Below are 22,447 nucleotides of genomic sequence, written 5' to 3'. Positions count from 1 at the left end.
ATGGGAGCGACGAGACGACATCCACGAGGCCTTCCTCGGCCTCGCCACCTGCCTGATCACCCACCGACACGTCCAACGCCTTTGTTAGGACCTCTTAGCGTGCATCTTCACGGGCCCCCGGTCGTCGCCGAGGACGTCGAGCGAGGAGTACGAGGGCATGACCGTGCCCACTCCGTGCTTCACGGCCTCGGCGAACGGCGCGAGGTGGACGGCCTCCAGCTCCTCGCGGGTGACGCGGGTGACGCCCTGGTCGATCGTGTACGAACCGGTGGTCGAGGAGCCGTAGGCGGTGCCGCCGTCGCCCACGAAGTGCTTGGCGGTGGTCAGCACCTTGTCGTTCCGGTCGAGGTCCCGGCCGTCCGGCGCGCCCTGCATCCCGTCGATCACGGTCTCCATGGCGGTGACGAGCGCCGGGTCCTCGCCGAAGGACTCGTAGGAGCGGCCCCAGCGTTCGTTCCGGGTCACGCACAGGCAGGGGGCGAAGTCCCAGGGCACGCCCGTGGCCCGCACCTCCCGAGCGGTGACGGCGCCGGTCCTGGCGGTGAGGCCGGGGTCACGTCCGGCGCCGATCCCGATGTTGTGGGGCATGATCGTCGAGCCGACGACGTTGTTGTGGCCGTGCACGGCGTCCACGCCGTAGATCAGCGGGATCTGCAGTCGGGTGGCCTGGGCGCGCAGCTGGTACGCGTCGACCATGCGGGCCCACGCCTCCGGCGTGTTGGGGGTGGGGACGGAGCCGCCGCCGGAGAGCAGGGAGCCGAGGCCGTAGCCCGCGATGTCGCCGGGCGAGCGCAGGGCGTTGCGCTCGGCCTGGGTCATCTGGCCGGCCTTCTCGCGGAGCGTCATCCGGGAGAGGAGGTCCGCGACGCGCTTCCTCACCGGCAGGCGCTCGTCGAGATAGGGCAGTCCGTGCGCGTCGATGACGACGACCGGTGTCTCGGCGGGTGCCTTGGCGCCGTCGACGGTCAGCTTCACCGGAATCGTCTCGGCCTCCTCGGCGGGCCCGTCCTCCAGGGTCGGCACGGTGATCGAGCGGGTCGCCCCGGACGGCGTACCGGCGGGGAAGACGAGGCTGCCGGACACCGGGGAGTAGTCCTTCCCCCGCTCGGCGGGGCCGCTGTCGTCCGTCGTGTACGTGACGGTGACGGGCTCGCCGGTGGGCGCGGAGCCGGTGGTGGTCACCGAGACGTCGATGCGGGCGGTGCCTCCTTCGTCGACGGGGTGGACCACAACCCCTGTGGTGACCCGGGTGTGGAGGGCGGGGTCCGCCTTCCCGTACAGCTCGACGCCGTCGAGGGCGAAGCGGCCGGGCGCGCCGGTCGGCAGCGTGAGCGCGTACCCCCACATGCGGTCGAGGCCGAGGACCTGGTCGATGCCTCCGACCGGCTGGTAGTCGGCGCGGTAGTGGAACTCGGAGAAGGGGATCTCGACGAGGTGCCAGCCCTCCCAGTCGTCGGTGAAGGAGGTCGTCCAGAGTTCGGAGGCCTCGTCGTTCGCTCCGCCGTCCTTGAGCTCGAAGCTGATCCGCTTTCCGGAGCCGGCCGGCAGGGTTCCGGCCGTACCACCAGAAGCGGATGCCCTGGTGGGCGGTCCAGTCCTGGGCGGGCCGGTCGAAGGCGAAGTCATGGGTGAATCCGCCCCAGCCGCTGATGTCGTAGCCGCCTTCGAGGACCTTGGTGCCCTCGGGGGCGTCGGCGCGCTCGGCGAGGGTGAGCGCGGGGTGGTCGTCGGTGTCGCTGCCCCAGGTGAAGAGGCCCTCGGCGGGCGGTCCGGCGAAGGGGACCTTCCCTTCGAAGCGGTCGACGGCCCGGGGGAGCCGGGTCTCCGTCGGCGCCGGCGGCGGCGCCGGGCGCGGCTCCGGCGAGCAGCCCGGCGAGGACCGCGGTGGCGGCGAGCGCGGCGGCACCCGCCCTTCTTCGGCGGCGCGGGTGCGGCATGCGGGCTCCTCGGAAGAGGGGTACAGGGAAAAGAGGTTCAGGACGGCCGGTGGCTCCGCTTCTGGTCGTCGCCGCCCGTGCGGGCCTGGACCTCCGTGCGCACCGCAAGACGGCAAGGCTTATATCAAGGTGTGAAGTTATGAAGGCGGTGGACCCCGTCAACCCCTCTTGTGGTCAACTCCTGAACCTTGCTCACGGGTTCGCGTCGGATTCGTTCCGGCTGCCGGATGTCTCTTCGGTGAGGAAAACCGTTCGACCGGCCCGAGGTTCCCGCCCTAAGGTCGGCGACGTGGCAACGAAACTCAACCAGATCATCGCAGTGGAGAAGGGCGTCAAGTCCCGGGCGCATCAGGACCTGACGGCGGCGCACCACGGCCTGCAGAAGCCCGCGTTGCTCGCCGGCATCTCCCGTACCTACCAGCCGAAGGACGAGGAGGGCGAGCAGCTGCCGCCCGAGTCGACCCTGGTGCAGGTGAAGGCCGAGGACGTGCTGCGCGACACCGCGCGGGCGCTGACCCGTCTCTTCGACGTGACGGCCACCAAGGACTGGGCGAACTGCGAGGCACGTGCGGACATCACGGTCGACGGGCGCGTGCTCGTGGGCCAGGTGCCCGTGGCGTACCTGCTGTTCCTGGAGAAGCAGCTGACGGACATCAACACCTTCGTCCGCAAGCTGCCGGTGCTGGACGCGGCGGAGTCGTGGACGCAGGACCCTTCAACGGACGCGTGGAAGACCGAGATCGTGCGCACCGTCCGGACGAAGAAGGTGCCGCGCAACCACGTCAAGGCGGAGGCGACGGACAAGCACCCGGCCCAGGTCGAGGTCTACTACGAGGACGTGCCGGTCGGGTACTGGACCACGGTGAAGTTCTCGGGCGCGCTGCCCGCGCGCCGGGTCAACGAACTCCTGGAGCGGGTGGAGAAGCTCCAGCAGGCGGTGAAGTTCGCCCGCGAGGAGGCGAACAGCGCCGAGGTCACCGACCAGCGGGTCGGCGACGCCGTCTTCGGCTACCTCTTCGGGTAGCGGGGACACCACAGACTCCCCGGCCAGAACACGGCCGGGGTGCGCGAGGAGCGCAAAGCTGAAGCTGAGCCTTGTCGTGACATCCGCGGTTCCAGTGGAGGTTCGAGTCCTCCTCCCGACACTTCCCGTCGGGATGGCCCAACCAGGCAGAGGCAGACCGCGGTCAATCTCAGACTATTGCTCCAGACTCAGCATGCGCCGCTCATCGCCGGATCGACCGGGCCCGGGCCCTGGTGCGTCGAAATGCCAGTTCGAATCTGGTCCGCCGAGCTCGATCGGCGGTGGTCCAAAGGCAGGACGCGACGCAATGACGAATGACCCGGGTCCTCAAGCGTGCCGGCGTGTGATGTGAGCGGCATCGACAGGGTCCGGGGGCAGGCTACGCCCTCGGACCCGCTCCTTTTCCCCGCCCGCTCGCGGGACGCCTGCTCACGGGACGCCCGTTCGCGGGACCGGCTCGGCGGCCTTGGATCGCTGTCGCGCAAACCTCCGGCCAGACCTGGCCGTGCCGCCCATGTCCGACTCGTCGCCGACTCACCGCCGCCCCGGGGACGGCGTACGACCACGCGGTCGCCGGACCCGCTCACCCGAGCGGCGGCCTCACCCATGTCACCGGCTCCCGGCCGGGCCATGGGGCTGTGGAACACGTGCACCACCCACCCCTCGAACAGATCGCCTCCGGTCGCTACGTCGTGGCCGACTCCGACCGCCCGGCGCGGCTTCGTGCGCCCCGGCGCTTTCTTCTGCGCCGGAGCGCGCGCCCCCCTCCTGGCGGTACCGCGTCGTGCGCTCGCTGGATGAAGTGAATCCGGGTGGGTGTGTGTTGGTCTGTTTATGTCATCGGGCACCTTCCCGTCAGCGGTTCTCACCGTTGAGAGGGACGACACGCAATGACGAGCCACGCTACCGAAGTCGAACTGGAAGACCTGCTCCGTCAGGCGCTGCACGCCACGGGTACGGCCGCGCGCTGGGCGGTCGAGACGGACGAGATGTGGTGCCGGGTGGCGCCCGTGCCCGCGACGCGGCGCGAGCAGGGGTGGAAGCTGCACGTGTCGGCCACGGCCGCCTCCGCGCCCGAGGTCCTCACCAGGGCCCTGGGCGTGCTGCTGCGGGAGAAGTCGGGCTTCAAGTTCGCCCGGTCGCTGGAGCAGGTCAGCGCGCTGAACTCCAGGGCGACGCCGCGCGGCAGCTCGGGCAAGTTCATCACCGTCTATCCGCGCTCCGACGCCGAGGCGGCCGCGCTCGCCCGGGACCTGCACGCGGCGACGGCGGGGCTGGCCGGTCCGCGGATCCTGTCCGACCAGCCCTACGCCGCGCACAGTCTGGTGCACTACCGTTACGGGGCCTTCGTCGGCCGGCGGCGACTGTCGGACGACGGCCTGCTGGTGTGGTTCATCGAGGACCCCGACGGCAACCCCGTGGAGGACAAGCGCACCGGCCGGTACGCACCGCCGCCCTGGGCCGTCTGTCCGTTCCCCGCCTCGGTGCCGGTGGCGCCGCAGGGCGGGGAGGCGACGAGTCGCCCGGTGGTGCTCGGCGGCCGCTTCGCGGTGCGGGAGGCGATCCGGCAGACGAACAAGGGCGGCGTCTACCGGGGCAGCGACGCCCGTACGGGCGCGGGCGTGGTGATCAAGGAGGCCCGGCCGCACGTGGAGGGCGACGCCTCCGGCGGCGACGTCCGGGACTGGCTGCGCGCCGAGGCGCGGACGCTGGAGAAGCTCAAGGGCACGGGGCTGGCTCCGGAAGCGGTGGCGCTGTTCGAGCACGCCGGGCATCTCTTCCTGGCCCAGGACGAGGTGCCGGGCGTGACGCTGCGCACCTGGGTGGCCGAGCACTTCCGCGACGTGGGCGGCGAGCGGTACCGCGCCGACGCGCTGGCGCAGGTCGCGCGCCTGGTGGACCTGGTGGCGGAGGCACACGCCCACGGCCTGGTCCTGCGGGACTTCACCCCGGGCAACGTCATGGTCCGCCCGGACGGTGAGCTGTGCCTCATCGACCTGGAACTCGCGGTCCTGGCGGACGAGGCCGCTCTGCCGACCCGCGTGGGAACGCCCGGCTTCAGCGCCCCCGAGCGCCTGGCCGACGCGCCCGTCCGTCCGACGGCCGACTACTACAGCCTCGGCGCCACCGCGTGCTTCGTCCTGGCCGGGAAGGTCCCGAACCTGCTGCCCGAGGAGCCCGTCGGCAGGCCGGCCGAGGAGCGGCTCGCCGCATGGCTCACGGCCTGCACCCGGCCGCTGCGGCTGCCGGACGGGGTGGTGGACATGATCCTCGGACTGATGAGGGACGATCCGGCCGAGCGGTGGGACCCGTCCAGGGCCCGGGAGGCGCTGCGGAAGGCGGACCCGACGGCGCGGCCGGGGAGCGCGGACACGACCGTCGTGCGGAGGCCGGGACCTTCCGCCGTCACCGGCCCGGTGCCGGAAGGCCGGACGGCGGACGAGGTGGTGGCCGGGCTCGTGGATCACCTCGTGGAGTCGATGACTCCGGCGGGCGACCGGCTGTGGCCCGTGTCGACGCTGACCGGGGAGAGCGACCCGTGCACCGTCCAGCAAGGGGCGGCCGGGGTCCTGGCCGTGCTGACGCGGTACTTCGAGCTCACCGGCGACCCCCGCCTGCCCGGGCTGCTCTCCACCGCGGGCCGCTGGATCGCGGACCGCACCGACGTCCGCTCCCCACGCCCCGGTCTGCACTTCGGCGGCCGTGGCACCGCGTGGGCGCTGTACGACGCCGGACGCGCCATCGACGACCGACGGCTCGTCGAGCACGCGCTGGATCTGGCGCTGGCACCCCCGCAGGCGACGCCCCATCACGACGTCACCCACGGCACCGCGGGCAGCGGAATCGCCGCCCTCCATCTGTGGCAGCGCACCGGGGACACCCGCTTCGCCGACCTGGTCGTCGAGGCGGCCGACCGGCTGACCGCCGCCGCCCGGCGCGAGCCCTCCGGAGTGGGCTGGCCGGTTCCCGCGGAAGCCGATTCCCCCGAGGGCGGCAAACGCTATCTCGGCTTCGCCCACGGGGCGGCCGGCATCGGCTGCTTCCTCCTCGCCGCCGCGGACCTCTCCCGGCAGCCCGACCACAGGGCGACGGCCCTGGAGGTCGGGGAGGGCCTCGTGACCGACGCCGTACGCATCGGCGAAGCGGCGCAGTGGCCCGCCCAGTCCGGTGACCTGCCCACGGCCCCGTACTGGTGCCACGGCGCGGCGGGCATCGGCACCTTCCTCGTCCGGCTGTGGCAGGCCACCGGGGACGACAGGTTCGGCGACCTCGCCCGCGGCAGCGCCCACGCCGTCGCGGAACGCGCCTCCCGTGCCCCGCTCGCCCAGTGCCACGGTCTGGCGGGCAACGGCGACTTCCTCCTCGACCTGGCCGGCGCCACGGGAGACCCCGTCCACCGGGACATGACCGAGGAAGTGGCGGGCCTCATCCTGGCCGAGGGCACCCGGCGCCAGGGACACGTGGTCTTCCCCAACGAGTACGGGGAGGTCTCGACCAGCTGGAGCGACGGTTCCGCCGGAATCCTCGCCTTCCTCCTGAGGACCCGTCACAGCGGCCCTCGACACTGGATGGTCGAGCAGCGGGGTTGAGCGGCCGGGGGGCGGGAGCCCGACGCAGCGACCCCGCCCCTCCTCCGCGAACCGCCAACCACGAGTCACGAGCCGCTCCGCGAACGGCGTTCCGCGAACGGGATCGACGCGTCCGCCGTCGTCCCGGCCTTCCCCCTGCGGACATTCCCCACAGACTCCCGGTGCCGGATGCTCCGGATGCCGGGTCGAGCGGCAGAAAAGTGCTGCCGCCATCTCAGAGAAGGAGAAAACCATGGAGAACCAGGACCTCGAACTGCTGGCCCGCCTCCACGCCCTTCCGGAGACCGAGCCCGTCGGCGTCGACGGACTGCCGTACGGCGAGACGTGTGAGTGCGTCGGTCTGCTGACCCTCCTCAACACCGTCTGCATCGGCATCAGCTGCGCCTAGGACAGGCACCACCATCCGGCCGGCGGCTGTCCCGGGCAGCCGCCGGCCGGAATCACGACCGGAACAGCAGCATGCCCCCGAAGCGTGGCCGGCCACGCTTCGGGGGCCGCCGACCCGGCGAACCCCCAGACGAGGACCAGACCCATGCAGCGACACGTCGGCGATGACGATCTCGCCCCAGCGGCCCTCAGGACGGCCGCCCCGGCGAGCCCACCCGCCCCAGAAGACCTTCCCGAGTCCGCGTACGCCATCAGCACGCGAGGTCTGGTCAAGAGCTACCCCGGACCGGAGGGCACGACCACCCATGCCGTGGACGGCCTGGACCTGGACGTGGAGCGAGGGGAGACCTTCGCGTTCCTCGGCCCCAACGGGGCGGGCAAATCCACCACCATCGCCATGCTGTGCGCGCTGGCCCGCCCCACGGCCGGTCGTGCCACGGTGGCCGGCGTCGACGTCCTCGCCCAGCCCCGCGCGGTACGGCGAAGGGTCGGGATGCTCTTCCAGCACAGCGCCGTGGACCCGGACCTGACGGCCGAACAGAACCTCCACATCCACGCACGCCTCTACGGCCTGCCCCGCCGCGACGCCCGCCTGCGCACCGCCGAGGTCCTCGAGACGGCCGGCCTGACCGACCGGCGCCGCTCCCCCGTACGCACCCTGTCCGGCGGCATGCGGCGGCGCCTGGAGATCGCCCGCCAGCTGCTGCACGCCCCCAGCGTGCTGTTCCTCGACGAGCCGACCACCGGGCTCGACCCCCATGCCCGGGCCCAGGTCTGGGAGCATCTGCGTACGCTGCGCGAACGGCACGGCAGCACCCTCTTCGTCACCACGCACTACCTGGAGGAGGCGGAGAACTGCGATCGCCTCGCCATCATCGACCACGGCCGGCTGGTGGCACAGGGCGCACCCGACACGCTCAAGGCCGAGATCGGGGACGACCTGGTCGTACTCCGCACCGGCGACGACGCGGCGGCAGGGCAGGTCGTACGCCGCCTGCTGCCGCCCGGCCGAGCCGTCACCGTCGACGCGGGCGGCGTCTCCCTGCGAGTCCCGGGCGGCAGCGCCTGGATCCCCCGCCTGTGCGCGGCCCTGGAGGCAAGCGGCATCGCGGTGAACGCCGCCTCCGCGACCCCGCCGACGCTCGACGACGTCTTCTTCCACCACACCGGCCGCAGCCTCGACGCCCCGCAACCCGGCCGGGCAGCCGCTCGTCCCACCTCGTACGCGGCCACGGCCACGGCGAAGACGGGCGGTGACCGATGAGCACCCTCACCTGGGAGTCCTCGGAGGCGACCGGCGGCGAACGGACCACCCGGCTGCGGCGCGAACTGCGTGCCGTCCACGCCCTGGTCCACCGCGATCTGCTGCGCCTCGCCGGCCAGCGCACCCACACGGCGCTGATGCTGCTGCACCCCGCGCTCTACCTCCTCATCCTCGGAGGCGGACTGGCCGCCCTCATCCCCCAGTCCTCCCTGGGCGTCGGCTACCAGGCCTACCTCTTCCCCGGCATGCTGATGATGACGGTGCAGACGCCCGCCATCATGGTCGGCATCCGTCTGATCACCGACCGGGAGAGCGGCTACCTGCGAGAGCTCCTGATGGCCCCGGTCCGCCGCTCCACCCTGCTCCTGGGAAGCTGCGCCGGCGGCACCCTGACCGCCGCCGTCCAGGGTGCCGTCCTGCTCGGCCTGGCCGGCGTGGCGGGCCTGCCCTACGACCCGGTCCTCCTGGTGCTGCTTCTCGCCGGGATGGTCCTGGCCTCCTTCACCGTCACCGCCCTGGCCCTGGCCCTGGCCGTGAGCCTGCGGAGGGCCGAGACGTTCCACACCCTGCTCGGCCTGGTGATGATGCCGCTGCTGTTCCTCTCCGGCGGCTTCTTCCCCCTCACCGCGCTGCCCGCCTGGGCCAGGGCGCTGTCCGACGTCAACCCCCTGGCGTACGCGGTCGACCTCCTCCGCCGCGTCATCGCCCTGCGGGTACCGGACCAGGCGGCCGCCGCGGGAATCGAGTGGGCCGGCCGGCAACCGCCCCTGCCCCTCGAAGCCGCCCTGCTCCTGGCCGGCGGCGTCGTCGCCCTGCTGTGGGCGACGCACCGCTTCAACCGCCCCGAGTGATCGGAAGGGTGGGTTCCGCGCCCCGTGCGGGAGCCGGGACCGATTGTCAGTGGTGGGTGAGACGGTAGGAGCATCCAGTCGGAAAGAGGGGGAAGCTGTCTTGTCCGGAACCCAGAACTACATCAATCACGTCGCCCTTGTGCTGGACGCCAGTTCGTCGATGTCGCACCTGAGCCGCAAGGTCGTGGAGGTGGCGGACCAGCAGATCGCCTATCTCGCCCGCCGGTCGAGGGAGCTGGACCAGGAGACCCGCGTCACGGTGTACGTCTTCGCCGACAAGGTGGAGTGCGTCATCTACGACAAGGACGTGCTGCGGATGCCCTCGCTGAAGCAGCTGTACCGGGTCGGCGGCATGACCGCGCTGCTGGCCGCCGCGCTGAAGTCGCAGCGGGAGCTGGCGCAGACCGCCCAGCTGTACGGCGACCACAGCTTCCTGACGTTCGTCCTGACGGACGGCCAGGAGAACGCCAGTCACCGCTGCCCCGACGCCCCGGCCGGCACCGCGCGTGAACTGGTCGACGCCATGGCCGAGATGATCGCGACCCAGGAGGACAACTGGACCCTCGCCGTCCTCGTACCGGACCAGATGGGCAAGCGAGAGGCCATGAACTGCGGCTTCCCGAAAGAGAACGTCGCCGTCTGGGACGCCACCAGCACCCAGGGCCTGGAGGAGGCCGGGCAGGTCATCCGCGAGGCCACCGAGAAGTTCATGGTGGGGCGCACCAAGGGCATTCGCGGCTCGCGGGCGGTGTTCTCCACGGGCGGGGAGGCGGTCAACAAGGAGACCATCGAGGCGGCCGGACTCACTCCGGTGAACCCGTCGGAGTACCAGCTGATTCCGGTGGCCCGTGACGCGGGGATCCGGGAGTGGGTGGTCGAGTCCGGGCACACGTACCGCACGGGCTGCGCGTTCTACCAGCTGAGCAAGACGGAGAAGATCCAGGCGCGGAAGCAGATCGCGGTGCTGGAGAAGAAGACGGACCGGGTGTACACGGGGCCGCAGGCCCGGGCCCTGCTCGGTCTGCCGGACGTGGAGACGCGCGTCAAGCCCGACCACAACGACGACTTCACCATCTTCGTGCAGAGCACCAGCGTCAACCGGAAGCTCGTCTCCCGCACGCGGCTCCTCCTCATGAACTGACGGGTCGCGGCCCGGCCGGTCCTGGGGACCGGCCGGGCGCCGACGCCGTCATCCGAGCGGGGCGCTTCCTGTGACACCCCTGTCGCACTCCGCCGCCCCCGCTCGGCCTCGGCGGGGCCCGGTCGCGCTACGGCCCCCGTCCGCGGTGGAGGAGCGGTTCAGGGGGCCGTTTCGTACCCTGGCGGCATGCGCATGCGTCCTACTCTGAGCTGGACCCCCGACGAGGACCTGCCGCCGGGTACGACGGACCTGGGGCCGGTCCTCGACGCGCTGGACACCGGCGGTGTGCTGGTGCTCAGCGGGGCGGGGATCTCCACCGAGTCCGGCATCCCCGATTACCGGGGGCAGGGCGGAAGCCTCAGCCGGCACACCCCGATGACCTTCCAGGACTTCACCGGCAGTGCCCAGGCCCGGCGCCGGTACTGGGCGCGCAGCCATCTCGGCTGGCGCACCTTCGGTCGCGCGCTGCCCAACGCCGGGCACCGGGCCGTCGCCGCCTTCGCACGCCACGGTCTGCTCTCGGGTGTGATCACCCAGAACGTCGACGGTCTGCACCAGGCCGCCGGCAGCGGGGAGGTCGTGGAGCTCCACGGCAGTCTGGCCCGGGTCGTCTGCCTCTCCTGCGGCACGTACAGCCCGCGCCGCGAGCTCGCGCGGCGACTGGAGGAGGCCAATGCGGGTTTCCGGCCGGTGGCGGCCGGGATCAACCCGGACGGCGACGCCGATCTGACCGACGAGCAGGTCGGCGACTTCCAGGTGGTGCCCTGTGCGCACTGCGGCGGCGTCCTCAAGCCCGACGTGGTGTTCTTCGGGGAGGCCGTCCCGGCCCGGCGGGTCGAGCACTGCCGCAGGCTGGTCGACGAGGCGGCCTCGCTGCTGGTGCTCGGCTCCTCGCTCACGGTGATGTCGGGCCTCCGGTTCGTCCGCCAGGCGGCCCAGGCGGGGAAGCCCGTCCTGATCATCAACCGGGATCCGACGCGCGGCGACCGCCACGCCCTCTCCCGTGTGGCCCTTCCCCTCGGGGCGGCCCTCACCAGCCTCGCCGAGCGGCTCGAGATCCCCACCGGTGACCCGGCGGAGCTCGGCTGAGGCACCGGAGCGCCGTCGGCCGGTGGAGAGGGACCGCGTGGAGGCCTCCGGCCGCATGGGCGGGGCCTCCACGCGGTCGGCAGGGTGCTCAGCCGGCCGCCGCGATCCAGGCGTCGAGCTGTTCCTGCGTCGTGGCCGGGTCGGCCACCAGTTCGGCCAGGGTGTCGTCGACGCGATGGCGGGTCGCGACCGCGGGGCACCGCAGGCACGCGGCGACGCCGGTCTGGGTCCACCACTGGCACCGGGGCCGCAGGTGACACCGGGGGACGGAGCCGTCCTCACGCGCGACCGGCCGCGCCATGACGCGTTCGACCAGCGTGCAGTCGGCGCCCCGGCGGTTCACGCAGTCGCTCACGCAGTGCGAGGCGAAGCGCAGGATACGGCGCGGTTCGATGTCCGGGGGGACATCGCCGAGCACCTCGGACGCCGGCACCGGGTCGGCCAGATAGACCACGCTCCCGTCCTGCCCGGACCGTACGCCCAGGACGACGGACTCCGGGGTGTGCGCCTCGCCGCTGGGGCACCACGTCTGCACCGGCTCGTTTCCGCCCACGGTGGTCACCTCTCCGGCTCAGCAGGCGGTGCGGGACGTGAGCGTCGCCTGGCCGCCGGTGTTGCCGCCGATCTCGGCGGCCCCGTCCTGCCGGTCGAGTTCGGCGGCGACTCCGATGCTCTCCTTGAGCTGGGCCACCGTCGTGATCCGGTCGGACCGGACCGGCGCCGACCCGCTCTCCGCACCGACCACGGCCACCAGGCCCGCGGCCAGCAACGCGGCGGCACCGGCCGCGGCCGCCCTACGCGTCGGACTCTCCATGACGTACTCCTGTCTCACGGTGGTTGGGAGTCAGGAGCGTAGGTACGCCGGAGACGCGGGGTCGGCACTCGGCAGCGGCAATCGTGCGGCAGTCTCGCCCGCCGGGTCCTCGCCCCTGCCACGGCGGGCACCTCGAAGGCTTGCCATAACGGCAACTTCGGTTGCTGCCAAGGGAGTTGCGGGCGCAGTCTGTGGCTCCACAGACGGTCATCGAAAACCCGGAGGACCACACGATGACGAGCCAGGACGGCGCCCCGCTGAACAACCGTGTCCACCACGTCCGTTCCGGCCGGCTCGACGGCCACGCCGCCATCAGCGGCGGCACGGTCGGTTCGAGGAGGCTCTGGATGGGGCTGGTGGAGAACCCGCCGCTCAGCTCGACGGACAACCACCATCACGGCGATTCGGAGGCGGGGATCTACGTGGTCAGCGGCCATCCCGTCTTCGTCTTCCACGACGGCACCGGCGAGGTCCGCCTCTCCGGCGCACCCGGCGACTTCTTCCTCGTCCCCCCGTTCGTCCCCCACCGCGAGGAGAACCCGGACCCGCACGAGCCCGCGGTCGTCGTGATCGCCCGCACCACCCAGGAACCGGTCAAGGTCCCGGTGCCCGAGCTGTACCGGCTTTCGGAGCCCGCCGCGGACAGGCCCTAACGTGGGGCCATGCTCACGACGACACCGCGGGTCGAACTGTGCCCGCTCACCCGCTCCGATCAGGACGAGTTCTGCACGCTCGTGCGGGCCAGCTCCGCACTGCACCAGCCGTGGATGCAACTGCCCGCGACGGCGGAGGCGTTCCAGGACTGGATGCGCCGCTTCGACGACGGCACCAACCAGGGGTTCCTGATCCGTGTCCGGGAGACCGGCGAGGCCGCGGGCACGGTCAACATCAACTCGATCATCCGGGGCCGCTACCAGGGCGCGTCCCTCGGCTACGCGGCCTTCGCCCCGTCCGCGGGGTCCGGGTACATGACCGAAGGGGTCGCCCTCGCCCTTCGGTACGCCTTCACCGAACTGCGGCTCCACCGGCTGGAGGCCTGCATCCAGCCGGCGAACAAGGCGTCCCTGGCCCTGGTCCAGCGGCTTGGCTTCCGCTACGAAGGGGTGTCGCCCGCCTATCTCTACATCGACGGGGACTGGCGGGACCACGAGCGCTGGGCCGTCACCGCACCCCGGCCGTGGACGCCCGACCCCTCCCTCCCCGAGGTCTGAGCCGGCACCGGCGTTCCGTCCGGTGTCACCCCTGCGGGGCTTCCCTGGGGATTCGCCGGATCTCCGGCCGGTCGGCGGTCCAGCGTACGGACTTGCCGGCCGTCCGACCGCGGCCGTACGAGGAGGATCCCGTGCCGTCGTCCTGCGCCCTTTTTCGCGCGAACGTGGGAACCGTCCACGCACGCCCGTGACCAGTCGAGTTCACCGGCCGCGTTCAGCTTCGGATCACGCAGCCGTACGGGCCGGAGGTGAGGGCGGGGACGGCGGTGGTCAGGCCGCCGAGCACGATGAGGGCCACCGCGCGGATGGCCGTGCTGGTGTGGCGGGCGAGCGGGGCGTAGAGCGTGCGGCCGAGAGGCTGACCGGCGCCCCCGGCACAGTCTCCCCGGTGACCGCGGGGCCGCATCGACAGAGTCCGGAATCGATTCACACCATCGTGTGTCAAGCACCCTGGGGCGCTGACAAGGCCGTGTTTCTTCGCTGCGAGTCTCGTTGGAATGGCGGCTGCGCCGTCCCGAGCATTCGGCGGCCGGTCGTGTCCTGCTGATCCACGAGACCCCCGTGTCTGGATGCCTGTGAACGACCTTCCCCCCGCCCCTTCCTGCCCCCTGCCCCCCATGCACCGGACGGCCCTGCGTACGCCTGGGCCGCCCCGGCTGGAGCGGTTGACCACCGGCCACTCGGTGTGGCTGGTGACCTGCCACGCCGATGTGCGCCAGGTGCTCACCGACCCCAGGATCGGGCGGTCGTCGCTGCTCGCTCCCGACGCCCCGCCCCTTCCCGAGGTCGCGATCGCCCGGGAAGACCCACAAGCGCTGATCCACCTCGACGGTGCGGAGCACCGTCGGCTGCGTCAGACCGCGCAGCGGTCGTTCACCCCCCGGGCCATCGCCCGCTGGCGCCCGTGGATCGCCTCGGTGGTCGAAGAGCTGCTGGACGAAATGGCCCGCCGGCGGCCGCCGGTAGATCTCATCGCGGGCTACGCCCGACCGCTGCCCGCCTTGGTGATCAGTCGCCTGATGGGCCTGGAGGGCCAGGATCACGCCGAGATGTACCGCTGGAGCGGCATGGCCTTCTCCTACGGCACCTCCACCCCCGAGGAGGCGCGGGACGCCCTGGTCGCGTTCCACTCCTTCCTGGCCAGGCTGTTCGCCACACGCCGCCGCCACCCCGGTGACGACCTGATCAGCGGCTTGATCGCGGCGGCGGACGAGTCTCCCGACGTCAGCGAATCCCAGCTCGTCTCGCTGGCCCGAACGCTGGTGGTGGCAGGGCTGGAGACGACCCAGTCAGCCCTGGGCAACGGCCTCCTCTATCTGCTCGACGAGGCCCCGGAGGCATGGCAACGGCTCGCCGAGCAGGACGAGGACAAGGCCGAACCCCTGGTGGAGAACCTTCTGCGGTTCGTTCCCCGCGCAGATGTCGTCGAGGGCGCCGGGCTGCAGCGCCGGGCGACGGCGGAAGTCGAGATCGGCGGCGTCACCGTCGCCGCGGGCGACGTGCTGGTCGCGGATGTCATGGCGGCCGGGACGGACCCGGAGGTGTATCCGCCGGACCTCCGTGCCAGCACGGACGGCCTCTTCAGCCCCCTCCCCGCCCCGAGCCTCGCCTTCGGCGCGGGCCCTCACCACTGCATGGGCGCCTGGACGGCCCGGATGACGATGCAGCTCGCTCTGCACCGCCTCGCCCACCGGTGGCCGGGGCTCAGCCTGGCCGGTCCGGTGGAGGAGATCGAATGGCGTCGGGGCGGTCTGACCCGCAGTCCGCTGCGGCTGGAGGTCACCTGGTGACCGCCGACGTGCCTCAGGGCGAGACAGCGGACGTGTCCCCGGACGCCCCCGACTTCGCCCCGGAAGCTTCCGGCGAGCTGACCGTTCATGTGGACCCCTGGGCCTGCGCCGCCAGCGGCCAGTGCGTGATGGCGGCCCCGGCCTACCTGGCCCTGGACGACGGCCACGCGCGCTCCCGCACTGCAACGGCCCCAGGAGCCGCCCGGGAGCACCTCGTCGAAGTGGCGGAACTGTGCCCCACCGAAGCCATCACCGTTCGGCTGGCCGGTACGGGGGAGCGCATCGCGCCGCGGGACTGATCCCACAGGAAGCGTTCAGGGACCGAAGAGACCTTGCCGAGGTTGCGGCGCTGCGCGATGACGGCGTGGGCTCAAGCAGCCTCCGTGAGCTCACGCAGCCTCGGCGAGGGCGACCTCCTGGTGCCCGGCGGTGCTTCGGCTACGTGGTGCCGTTTCTCCGGCGACGCCTGCTCGTTGGGCGGAATGCGCCTGGTGGTCGCAGGGCCGCGTCCGGCCCGGCCACCGGTCGACGACCGATACCCGAGGAAAGGCGATGGCGTCCATGGAACCGCTACCGAACCAGATGGAGATCGCGCGGCTCGCCGCGGGCGGTTGCTTTTCGAGAGCACTCGCGACGGCCGCCAGACTCGGCATCGCGGACGTCCTGGACGGTGGCCGGCTGCCCCACCACGACCTCGCGAAGCGCACCGGCTCGGACCCTGACGTGATGCTGCGGCTCCTGCAGGTGCTCGGCCTCGGCGGCGTCGTCGAGCGGGACGAGGACGGTTCCTTCGGGGTCACCGAGGCGTTCGCGGCGCTGCGCGGTGACCACCCGCGGTCCCTGCGCAACTTCTGCATCCTGATGGCCGAGACGTACGACGACGCCTTCGGCGCGCTGCCGCACACCGTCCGGACCGGGGAGTCCGGTTTCCGGGAGGTGTTCGGTGTGCCGCTCTACGAGTACCTGGAGCGGGATCCGGAGGCCGGGCGGATCTTCGACGGCGCGATGTCCGAGCTGGCCCGGCCGATGGTGGCGGAACTGGTGCGACGCCACGACTTCTCCTCCGTGAACACGGTGGTGGACGTCGGTGGCGGCGACGGCACGATGCTCGCCGGGATCCTCGCCGACCACCCGCACCTGACCGGAGTCTGCGTCGACCGCGCGAGCGTGTGCGCGAGGGGTGGGGAGGCCCTGCGCGCGTCCGCCGGTCACAGGATCGCCGAACGCGTCACCTTCCACCCCGCGGACATCTTCGAGGAGGTGCCGGAGGGCGGCGACCGGTACCTGCTGAAGAACGTGCTCCACGACTGGTCGCCGGAGACGTGCGTGCGTCTCCTGACCGCCGTCGGCCGGGCGATGCGCCGCACCGCCGAAGCGCGTGAGCCCGGCCTGGCCCCGCCCCGGCTGCTCGTGGTGGAGCCTCTGCTGGACCAGGAGTCCGACGCCCCCCATGTGCTCTTCCAGATGGTGATGTGCGGGAAGGACATCGGGGGTTTCGGGGAGAGCGACCTGCGCCGGCTCCTTCGGCGGTCGGGCTTCGACCCCGTCGCCGTCGAGCGGCTGGCCGGTGGACACCACCTCTTCGAATGCGTGCCGTCCACCGACCCGAGCGGGTGAGGGTCACACCTCGACGAGCAGCTTCCCGCGGCTCGCCGCCCTGTTCCTGTAGAGGCCCTGGTAGGCCTCGGGGATGCTGTCGAAACCCTGATGGACGGTCTGGTCGTACCTGACCTCGCCGCGCCGGATCATGCCGCCCAGTTCCTCGTGAAGGGCGGCGAAGTCCTCCTCGGTGTACCAGTCCTGCGCGTAGATGCCGCGGATCGTGGTGCGGGGTCGCATGATGTGTTCCAGCAGGCGCGGGCCGACCCGGTCTCCCCCGACCGTGGTCTCCCACTGCCACGAAACCGCCACCTGGCTGTACCGGTTGAGCATGGTGAACACCGCGTCGGTGAAGGTGCCGCCCATGTTGTCGAAGTACTTGTCGACGCCGTCCGGCGCGGCCCGGCGCAGTGCCGGGTACACCGTGTCGGCGTCGTCGCCCTGTCGGTAGACGATCACCTCGTCGAAGCCGAGGCCGGTGAGGTACTCCGCCTTCTCCGGGGTGCCGGTGGTGCCGACCACGCGGGCGCCGGCGCGCTTGGCCAGCTGCCCGACCAGGGTTCCGATGGCGCCGGTCGCACCGCTGACCACGACCGTGTCGCCGGGCTCGACCGTGAAGAACTTCGTCATCGTCCCCCAGGCGGTCAGCCCGGGAATCCCCATGACGCCCAGCGCCGTCGTGAGCGGCAGCTCATGGTCGTAGCGCTCCGTATGCAGCTTGCGGAAGGGGGAGACGTCGAACTCGAAGGAGCCCGTGTCCCACACGTAGGGGCTGCCGTCGCTGACGACATGGGTGCGCCAGCCGCCGAACCCCTCCACCAGGTCACCGGGCCGGAAGGAGGCGTCGGGCCCGGCGTCGAGCACCTCCATGATCGACATGCCGGGCGCGTGATGGCCCAGCGGGGTCACCTGCGTGAGTCCGTTCAGGAAGGGGTCGACCGAGACGTACCGGGTCTTGAGCAGCATCTCGTCGTCCTTGAGCGTGACGTCGAACTCCTCGACCACCTTCTCGTAGACCCTGTTGACGTCGGGCACGCCCTCGGCGTGCTCCCGTACCACCCATTTCTCAAGCTTCATGTGCGTGCCTTGTCTGTGATGCGATGGACCGAGTGCGTGATGGCTGAGGGTTCCGCGGGGGCGGCCACGGTCGGCGGCCGCTCGCCCACGGGGATGACGACGTGCGTCGGGGGCGGTGCGCTGGTGTCGACGTCGGCGGTGAACGGCCTGCCGTCGTCCCGGCAGACGAACTGCATGACGTGGCGGCCCGCCGCGGCGGCGCGGATGAGGCCGCCGGTGGTGGCCCACACACCGGAGAGGTAGAAGTTCTCCAGGCCGGGAAGGGCCGGCCCGTTCTTCTTGATCTGTTCCTCCAGGGTCTCGCCGCTCTCCACGAAGGGCTGCCAGCCGAGAACCGTCCCGTCGTAGTTGCCCGTGTAGCGGACCTGGGTGAGGGGGGTCGACAGGTCCCGCACGGCGATCGCGTCCCGCAGCCCCGGGAACCGCTCGTCCAGGAACGTCACCAGGGCGTCGCGCACCTCGCGTTTGGCCGTGTAGTACTCGCGCCCGTGCCGCAGCGGACCCGTGTGCACGGTCTTCCCCTGGTGCCGGCGAGTGCGCTGCTCCGGCTCTCCGGCGTTCAGGGCACGCCAGGGGGCGGCGTCGGCGAAGTAGGTGGCGTAGACGACCGTCGTCTCCTCGGGGGACAGTTCCGGGTAATGCGTGCTGCGGAACTGCACGTTGAGGCTGGGGTGGCGCATGCCCGTCAGCTTCGACGCCATCTGATCGTCCAGCAGGTGGGTGGTGCACGGATCGCCCTGCGGGAAGGGCCGGCTGAGGCCGAGGAACAGCATGACGTAGCCGGGGAACACCATGCCCGGCTCCTCGATGGTGCGGGTGTAGAGCTTCCGGTACGTCTCGTCGAGGTAGCGGCCCCCCAGCAGCTTCATCACCGTCGTATGGCCGTCGCAGGCGGAGACCACGATGTCGGAGCGGAACTCGCGTCCGTCGCTGAGCCGTACGCCCACCGCGCGGTCGTCCTCGACGAGCACCTCCTCGACCTTGGCGTTGTAGGTGATCTCACCGCCGAGCCGCCGGTAGCGCTGCTCGATCGAGGTGGAGAGGCCGAGCGAACCGCCCTCGGGCACGCCGGCGGACCGGTTCGCGTGCGAGGCCAGCTGGAAGTAGAACGGCAGCACGGGAAAGGCCGGGTGCTTCTCGTAGAGGATGAAATTGAACGCCTCTCGCAGCAGCGGGTCCTTGAACCTCGCCGAGTAGTCCGTCATCAGCACCGTGATCGACTTGCGGATGACGTTGAAATAGGGCACGAACGACGCCAGCATGCGCCAGCGCTCAAGGCGCCCCATCAGACCGACCGGCTTGAGGAAGGGGTAGACGGCCAGGCACTTGCGGAAGCTGCGCAGGCCCGCGCAGAAGTCCCGGATCAGTCTGGCGTCGGCCGGCGAGAGGGAGAGCAGGTGCTCCTCAAGCCGGTCCGGGTCGGAGTAGAAGTACACGGCTCTGCCGTCCCGGCCGCGGACGATGTTGAAGACGTCGAAGTGCCGCATCTCCTTGCCCTGCAGTGCGCCGAGTTCGAGCCAGATCTGGTGCATCTCGTTGCCGGGCCCGTTCCCGAGCAGCCAGCTGACGCAGCAGTCGAACGTGAAGTCGCCTCGGTCCCAGGCGGTGCAGCAGCCGCCGGGGATCTCGTGCATCTCGAAGATCCGGCTCCGGTACCCGTTCATCTGCGCGTAGCAGCCGGTGGACAGGCCACCGAGGCCGCCACCGATGATGATCATGGACTGTCTGTCCTGCTGGGACCGTGGCATCGCCGACGCCCTCCTCACGTCTGCCCGTGGGCCGGCCGGCCCACGGGCCTGGTGTCCAGTCGGGGCAGCCGGCCCAGCTTTCCGCGGTGCCAGGGCCCGGCACCGGGGCTGTCCCAGGCCGTGAACTCAAGGCCGAGCTCCTCGCACAGGTACTGGACCGCGAAACGGCCCGCGGACGCGGTACGGATCAGGCCGCCACCGCCGACCCACTGACCGGTCATGGAGAAACCGCGCAGGCCCGGCAGCCGCATACGGTCCTTGTTGACCAGCTTGGTCGTCAGGTCCTCGGCCTTCGTGAAGGCCTTCCAGGCGAGGATGCTGCCGTTGTGGTTGCCGGTGTAGCGCAGCATCGTGGCGGGTGAGGCCACGTCGATCACCTCGATGCGCTCCGTGATGCCCGGATGGTGCCGCTCCAGGAAGCCCCGGACGAAGTCGGCGACCTCGCGCTTGCGCGCCCGGTACTCCTTCCGGTCGGAGCCGCGCAGCGTCTTCCAGTAGGCGAAGTCGCTGAAGTACGTGCAGTGGATGACCGTCTTGCCCGGTGGCGCGAAGGAGTCGCAGTAACGCGACCGCATCTGCACGACCATGCTGTTCTGCCGCACGGCCGGGAGTTCCGTGCTGTCCTGCGGCGACAGCAGATAGGTGGTGCTGTGCGGGGTGGCGGGGTCCACGTCGCCGGTCAGGCCGACGAACGCGGAGACCACGCCCGGGTAGACGAGTTCCGGCTCGTGCAGCATCTCGGTGTAGAGCGTGTCGATGGTGGGGTTGGTGTACTTCCCGTCCAGCAGCCCGTAGATCGTGGTGCGGCCGTCACAGGCCGAGACGATGTGCTCGGCGTAGTGCCGTCTTCCGTTCCTGAGTTCCACGCCCACCGCACGGCCGTCCTCGACGAGAATGCGCTCCGCCCGCGCCCGGTAGTCGATCCGGCCGCCCAGCGAGGTGTACCGCTCCTCGATGGAGCGTGACAGTCCCAGGGACCCGCCCTGTGGAAAACCGGCGTTGCCGTGGTACGCGCCCGCCATGTTGAAGAGGTACGGCAGCAGCGGGAAGACCTCGTGGTCCTGGTAGAAGATGAAGGGGAACGCCCGGCGCAGCAGCGGGTCCTGGAACTTGCCGCAGAAGGACTCCATGGAGGTGGCGGCGGTGCGCCAGAACAGCCGGAAGGCGGGCAGGACGGTACGGAGCAGGCTGAGCCGCTCACGTACCGACCGCAGGGGCGGCGCGGTCAGGAACGGGTACAGGTTGATGTCGATGAACCGTCTCAGATCCCGGCAGAAGGACCGGATCAGGCGTGCGTCGGCCGGCGAGATCTCCAGCAGGTGCCGCTCGAGCCGGTCGGGATCGTTGTAGAACGTGACCGACCGGCCGTCCTCTCCGACCACGGTGTTGAACGTGTCGAAGTTCGTGATCGTCTTGCCGTCGAGCGCGCCGAGCTCACGCCAGATCGTGGCGGCCTCGTTGTCCGAACCCGTACCGATCAGCCACTCGATGCAGTAGTCGAAGAGGTAGTCGTCCCGCGCCCAGGCCGTGCAGCAGCCTCCGGGCAGGACGTGCTTCTCCAGGATGCGGGTCCGCGCCCCGCTCATCTGCGCGTAGCAGCCGGTCGACAGTCCGCCGACACCCGCGCCGATGATGAGGACCCGGGGCTTGCTGCCCGGAGCGCGATCGCGGGTGTCCCAGTCCTGCTCGGTGTCAGCCGTCACGCGTCACCCGTCACGCCGGTGGGCCGGTCGAAGGTGACGGGCAGGTCGACGAGGCTGCCGACGATGCCCCCCGTCTTCCAGCGCAGTTCGTCCTCGGGGACGGCGAGTCTCAGTCCGGGCAGGCGTCGCAGCGCCGTCTCCAGGGCCACCTGCAGTTCGAGCCGCGCCAGGTGGGCCCCGAGGCAGAAGTGCGCGCCGTGCCCGAAGCCGAGGTGCGGGGCGCCGGTGCGGTCGAGCACGAGGTCGTCGGCGTCGGGGAAGACCGACGGGTCCCTGTTGGCGGCCGCCGGCGAGACGAGGACGGGTTCACCGGCGCTGACGAGGACCCCGCCCAGCATGATGTCCTCCGTGGCGTAGCGCGGGAGGATGAAGTCGTCGAGGTGCACGTACCGCAACAGCTCCTCGGCGGCCCGGGGGATCAGCTCCGGCCGCTCACGCAGCCGCGACAGTTCGCCGGGGCGGATCAGCAGGTGGTAGAGGGAGGCCGCGATCTGGCCGGCGATGGTGGCGAAGCCCGCGAGGAGAAGGTCGGCCGCCAGGACCCGCAGCTCGTCCTGCGTGATCCGGCCGTCCTCGTCACAGGCCCGCACGAGCGAGCTCAACACGTCGTCGCCCGGATCCCCGCGGCGCAGTTCGACCAGTGCGGCCACCTGGGAGAAGAACGCCGCGGCCAGCTCGCCGGGGTCCGCGCCGGGTGCGACCCCGGACGCCTCGGCCTCCGCCCAAGCCCAGAAACGGCTGTACTCGAGAGGTACTCCGAGCAGCTCGCAGTTGAGGGTCGTCGGCAAGGGCGTGGCGAACCGCTCGAACAGGTCGACCGTCGGGCCCGACTCCACGATGCCGTCGAGGAGTTCCTCGGCGACCTCGCGCGCGCGGGCGCGCAGCCGCTCGATCCGGCGCGCGCTGAACTCCTTGGCCATCAGGCCGCGCAGCCTCGTGTGCTCGGGCGCGTCGTGGGAGATCAGCCCGCCGTAGTCCCGGACCATCACCTCCATCCGCGGCTGGTCCCGCCCCACGGCTCCGGCCCGGCTGAAGCGGGGGTCCGAAAGCACCGTCTTCACGTCGGCGTACCGGGTGGCCAGCCAGGCGTCCTCCCCGTAGGCCATCCGGACCCGCGCCAGCGGCTGATCACGCAACTCCGCGTAGACGGGGGGAACCGCGAGTCCGGCGCCCCGCTCGAAGGGGTACACGAGCGGCTCGCTCCGCGTGCGCACGGGGGGTG

At 71.3% G+C, this 22,447-nt stretch carries 19 protein-coding genes and 1 pseudogene; 12 read left to right on the top strand and 8 right to left on the bottom strand.

Features of this window, described 5'->3' with window-relative positions; all coding sequences use genetic code 11:
- Window positions 1-96: 96 nt before the first annotated feature.
- Window positions 97-1,937 (bottom strand): annotated as a pseudogene (locus ABZ318_RS11785) (carbohydrate binding domain-containing protein); the annotation flags it as partial.
- Window positions 1,938-2,226: 289 nt separating this feature from the next.
- Between ABZ318_RS11785 and ABZ318_RS11780 the strand changes: the two are divergent.
- From ABZ318_RS11780 to ABZ318_RS11750, 7 genes are all read left to right on the top strand, one after another.
- Window positions 2,227-2,961: a hypothetical protein gene (locus ABZ318_RS11780; RefSeq protein WP_356902307.1), complete on the top strand. Its 735-nt coding sequence runs from the start codon at window positions 2,227-2,229 to the stop codon at window positions 2,959-2,961.
- A gap of 890 nt (window positions 2,962-3,851) precedes the next feature.
- Complete coding sequence (lanL, locus tag ABZ318_RS11775) at window positions 3,852-6,551, top strand: class IV lanthionine synthetase LanL (RefSeq protein WP_356902306.1); 2,700 nt, start codon at window positions 3,852-3,854, stop codon at window positions 6,549-6,551.
- A 232-nt stretch (window positions 6,552-6,783) separates the two neighbouring features.
- Window positions 6,784-6,939, top strand: a complete 156-nt coding sequence (locus ABZ318_RS11770; protein ID WP_177181847.1) for a VenA family class IV lanthipeptide — start codon at window positions 6,784-6,786, stop codon at window positions 6,937-6,939.
- A gap of 144 nt (window positions 6,940-7,083) precedes the next feature.
- Window positions 7,084-8,202 (top strand): ATP-binding cassette domain-containing protein, encoded by a 1,119-nt coding sequence (locus ABZ318_RS11765; protein WP_356902305.1) that lies wholly within the window; start codon window positions 7,084-7,086, stop codon window positions 8,200-8,202.
- Window positions 8,199-9,053, top strand: coding sequence for an ABC transporter permease (locus ABZ318_RS11760; protein ID WP_356902304.1), 855 nt, complete (start codon window positions 8,199-8,201; stop codon window positions 9,051-9,053). Before ABZ318_RS11765 ends, ABZ318_RS11760 begins: the two co-directional genes overlap by 4 nt.
- Window positions 9,054-9,153: 100 nt before the next feature.
- Window positions 9,154-10,194: a vWA domain-containing protein gene (locus ABZ318_RS11755; protein WP_356902303.1), complete on the top strand. Its 1,041-nt coding sequence runs from the start codon at window positions 9,154-9,156 to the stop codon at window positions 10,192-10,194.
- 186 nt (window positions 10,195-10,380) lie between these two features.
- Window positions 10,381-11,283 (top strand): NAD-dependent protein deacetylase, encoded by a 903-nt coding sequence (locus ABZ318_RS11750; RefSeq protein WP_356902302.1) that lies wholly within the window; start codon window positions 10,381-10,383, stop codon window positions 11,281-11,283.
- Window positions 11,284-11,371: 88 nt separating this feature from the next.
- Here the strand turns inward: ABZ318_RS11750 and ABZ318_RS11745 are convergent, their stop codons facing one another.
- Entirely contained in the window at window positions 11,372-11,836 is a 465-nt protein-coding gene (locus ABZ318_RS11745; RefSeq protein WP_356902301.1) for a hypothetical protein, read from the bottom strand.
- Between the two features lie 18 nt (window positions 11,837-11,854).
- A complete protein-coding gene (locus ABZ318_RS11740) occupies window positions 11,855-12,097 on the bottom strand; it encodes a hypothetical protein (RefSeq protein WP_356902300.1) in 243 nt (80 codons plus the stop codon).
- A 233-nt stretch (window positions 12,098-12,330) separates the two neighbouring features.
- On the opposite strand from ABZ318_RS11740, the gene ABZ318_RS11735 reads away from it, so the two are divergent.
- Both ABZ318_RS11735 and ABZ318_RS11730 read left to right on the top strand, forming a co-directional pair.
- Window positions 12,331-12,750: a cupin domain-containing protein gene (locus tag ABZ318_RS11735; protein WP_356902299.1), complete on the top strand. Its 420-nt coding sequence runs from the start codon at window positions 12,331-12,333 to the stop codon at window positions 12,748-12,750.
- A gap of 9 nt (window positions 12,751-12,759) precedes the next feature.
- A complete protein-coding gene (locus ABZ318_RS11730) occupies window positions 12,760-13,308 on the top strand; it encodes a GNAT family N-acetyltransferase (RefSeq protein ID WP_356902298.1) in 549 nt (182 codons plus the stop codon).
- Between the two features lie 214 nt (window positions 13,309-13,522).
- On the opposite strand, the gene ABZ318_RS11725 is transcribed toward ABZ318_RS11730, so the two are convergent.
- Window positions 13,523-13,714 (bottom strand): hypothetical protein, encoded by a 192-nt coding sequence (locus tag ABZ318_RS11725; protein ID WP_356902297.1) that lies wholly within the window; start codon window positions 13,712-13,714, stop codon window positions 13,523-13,525.
- Between the two features lie 211 nt (window positions 13,715-13,925).
- Between ABZ318_RS11725 and ABZ318_RS11720 the strand changes: the two genes are divergently transcribed.
- From ABZ318_RS11720 to ABZ318_RS11710, 3 genes are all read left to right on the top strand, one after another.
- Window positions 13,926-15,098: a cytochrome P450 gene (locus ABZ318_RS11720; protein WP_356902296.1), complete on the top strand. Its 1,173-nt coding sequence runs from the start codon at window positions 13,926-13,928 to the stop codon at window positions 15,096-15,098.
- Complete coding sequence (locus ABZ318_RS11715) at window positions 15,095-15,397, top strand: ferredoxin (protein ID WP_356902295.1); 303 nt, start codon at window positions 15,095-15,097, stop codon at window positions 15,395-15,397. Before ABZ318_RS11720 ends, ABZ318_RS11715 begins: the two co-directional genes overlap by 4 nt.
- Before the next feature lie 262 nt (window positions 15,398-15,659).
- Window positions 15,660-16,715 (top strand): methyltransferase, encoded by a 1,056-nt coding sequence (locus ABZ318_RS11710; RefSeq protein WP_356902294.1) that lies wholly within the window; start codon window positions 15,660-15,662, stop codon window positions 16,713-16,715.
- A gap of 3 nt (window positions 16,716-16,718) precedes the next feature.
- Here the strand turns inward: ABZ318_RS11710 and ABZ318_RS11705 are convergent, their stop codons facing one another.
- From ABZ318_RS11705 to ABZ318_RS11690, 4 genes are read right to left on the bottom strand one after another with little or no spacing between them, the layout of a single operon-like run.
- Entirely contained in the window at window positions 16,719-17,774 is a 1,056-nt protein-coding gene (locus tag ABZ318_RS11705; protein ID WP_356902293.1) for an NADP-dependent oxidoreductase, read from the bottom strand.
- Entirely contained in the window at window positions 17,771-19,492 is a 1,722-nt protein-coding gene (locus tag ABZ318_RS11700) for an NAD(P)/FAD-dependent oxidoreductase (RefSeq protein WP_356902292.1), read from the bottom strand. The genes ABZ318_RS11705 and ABZ318_RS11700 overlap by 4 nt, the downstream gene beginning before the upstream one ends.
- A 44-nt stretch (window positions 19,493-19,536) precedes the next feature.
- Window positions 19,537-21,225 (bottom strand): NAD(P)/FAD-dependent oxidoreductase, encoded by a 1,689-nt coding sequence (locus tag ABZ318_RS11695; RefSeq protein ID WP_356902291.1) that lies wholly within the window; start codon window positions 21,223-21,225, stop codon window positions 19,537-19,539.
- A complete protein-coding gene (locus ABZ318_RS11690) occupies window positions 21,222-22,439 on the bottom strand; it encodes a cytochrome P450 (protein WP_356902290.1) in 1,218 nt (405 codons plus the stop codon). The genes ABZ318_RS11695 and ABZ318_RS11690 overlap by 4 nt, the downstream gene beginning before the upstream one ends.
- Window positions 22,440-22,447: the final 8 nt, after the last annotated feature.

It is taken from the genome of Streptomyces sp. NPDC006197, from assembly GCF_040613865.1.
Taxonomy (GTDB): domain Bacteria; phylum Actinomycetota; class Actinomycetes; order Streptomycetales; family Streptomycetaceae; genus Streptomyces.
The sequence above is the reverse complement of the archived record's forward strand: the minus strand, read 5'-3'. Positions and strand labels throughout refer to the sequence as shown.

Coding starts and splice junctions, on each gene's coding strand:
- lanL (WP_356902306.1), top strand. CDS start 3,852: ATGACGAGCCACGCTACCGAAGTCGAACTGGAAGACCTGCTCCGTCAG.
- ABZ318_RS11770 (WP_177181847.1), top strand. CDS start 6,784: ATGGAGAACCAGGACCTCGAACTGCTGGCCCGCCTCCACGCCCTTCCG.
- ABZ318_RS11765 (WP_356902305.1), top strand. CDS start 7,084: ATGCAGCGACACGTCGGCGATGACGATCTCGCCCCAGCGGCCCTCAGG.
- ABZ318_RS11760 (WP_356902304.1), top strand. CDS start 8,199: ATGAGCACCCTCACCTGGGAGTCCTCGGAGGCGACCGGCGGCGAACGG.
- ABZ318_RS11750 (WP_356902302.1), top strand. CDS start 10,381: ATGCGCATGCGTCCTACTCTGAGCTGGACCCCCGACGAGGACCTGCCG.
- ABZ318_RS11740 (WP_356902300.1), bottom strand. CDS start 12,097: ATGGAGAGTCCGACGCGTAGGGCGGCCGCGGCCGGTGCCGCCGCGTTG.
- ABZ318_RS11735 (WP_356902299.1), top strand. CDS start 12,331: ATGACGAGCCAGGACGGCGCCCCGCTGAACAACCGTGTCCACCACGTC.
- ABZ318_RS11730 (WP_356902298.1), top strand. CDS start 12,760: ATGCTCACGACGACACCGCGGGTCGAACTGTGCCCGCTCACCCGCTCC.
- ABZ318_RS11725 (WP_356902297.1), bottom strand. CDS start 13,714: ATGCGGCCCCGCGGTCACCGGGGAGACTGTGCCGGGGGCGCCGGTCAG.
- ABZ318_RS11720 (WP_356902296.1), top strand. CDS start 13,926: ATGCACCGGACGGCCCTGCGTACGCCTGGGCCGCCCCGGCTGGAGCGG.
- ABZ318_RS11710 (WP_356902294.1), top strand. CDS start 15,660: ATGGAACCGCTACCGAACCAGATGGAGATCGCGCGGCTCGCCGCGGGC.
- ABZ318_RS11705 (WP_356902293.1), bottom strand. CDS start 17,774: ATGAAGCTTGAGAAATGGGTGGTACGGGAGCACGCCGAGGGCGTGCCC.
- ABZ318_RS11700 (WP_356902292.1), bottom strand. CDS start 19,492: ATGATCATCATCGGTGGCGGCCTCGGTGGCCTGTCCACCGGCTGCTAC.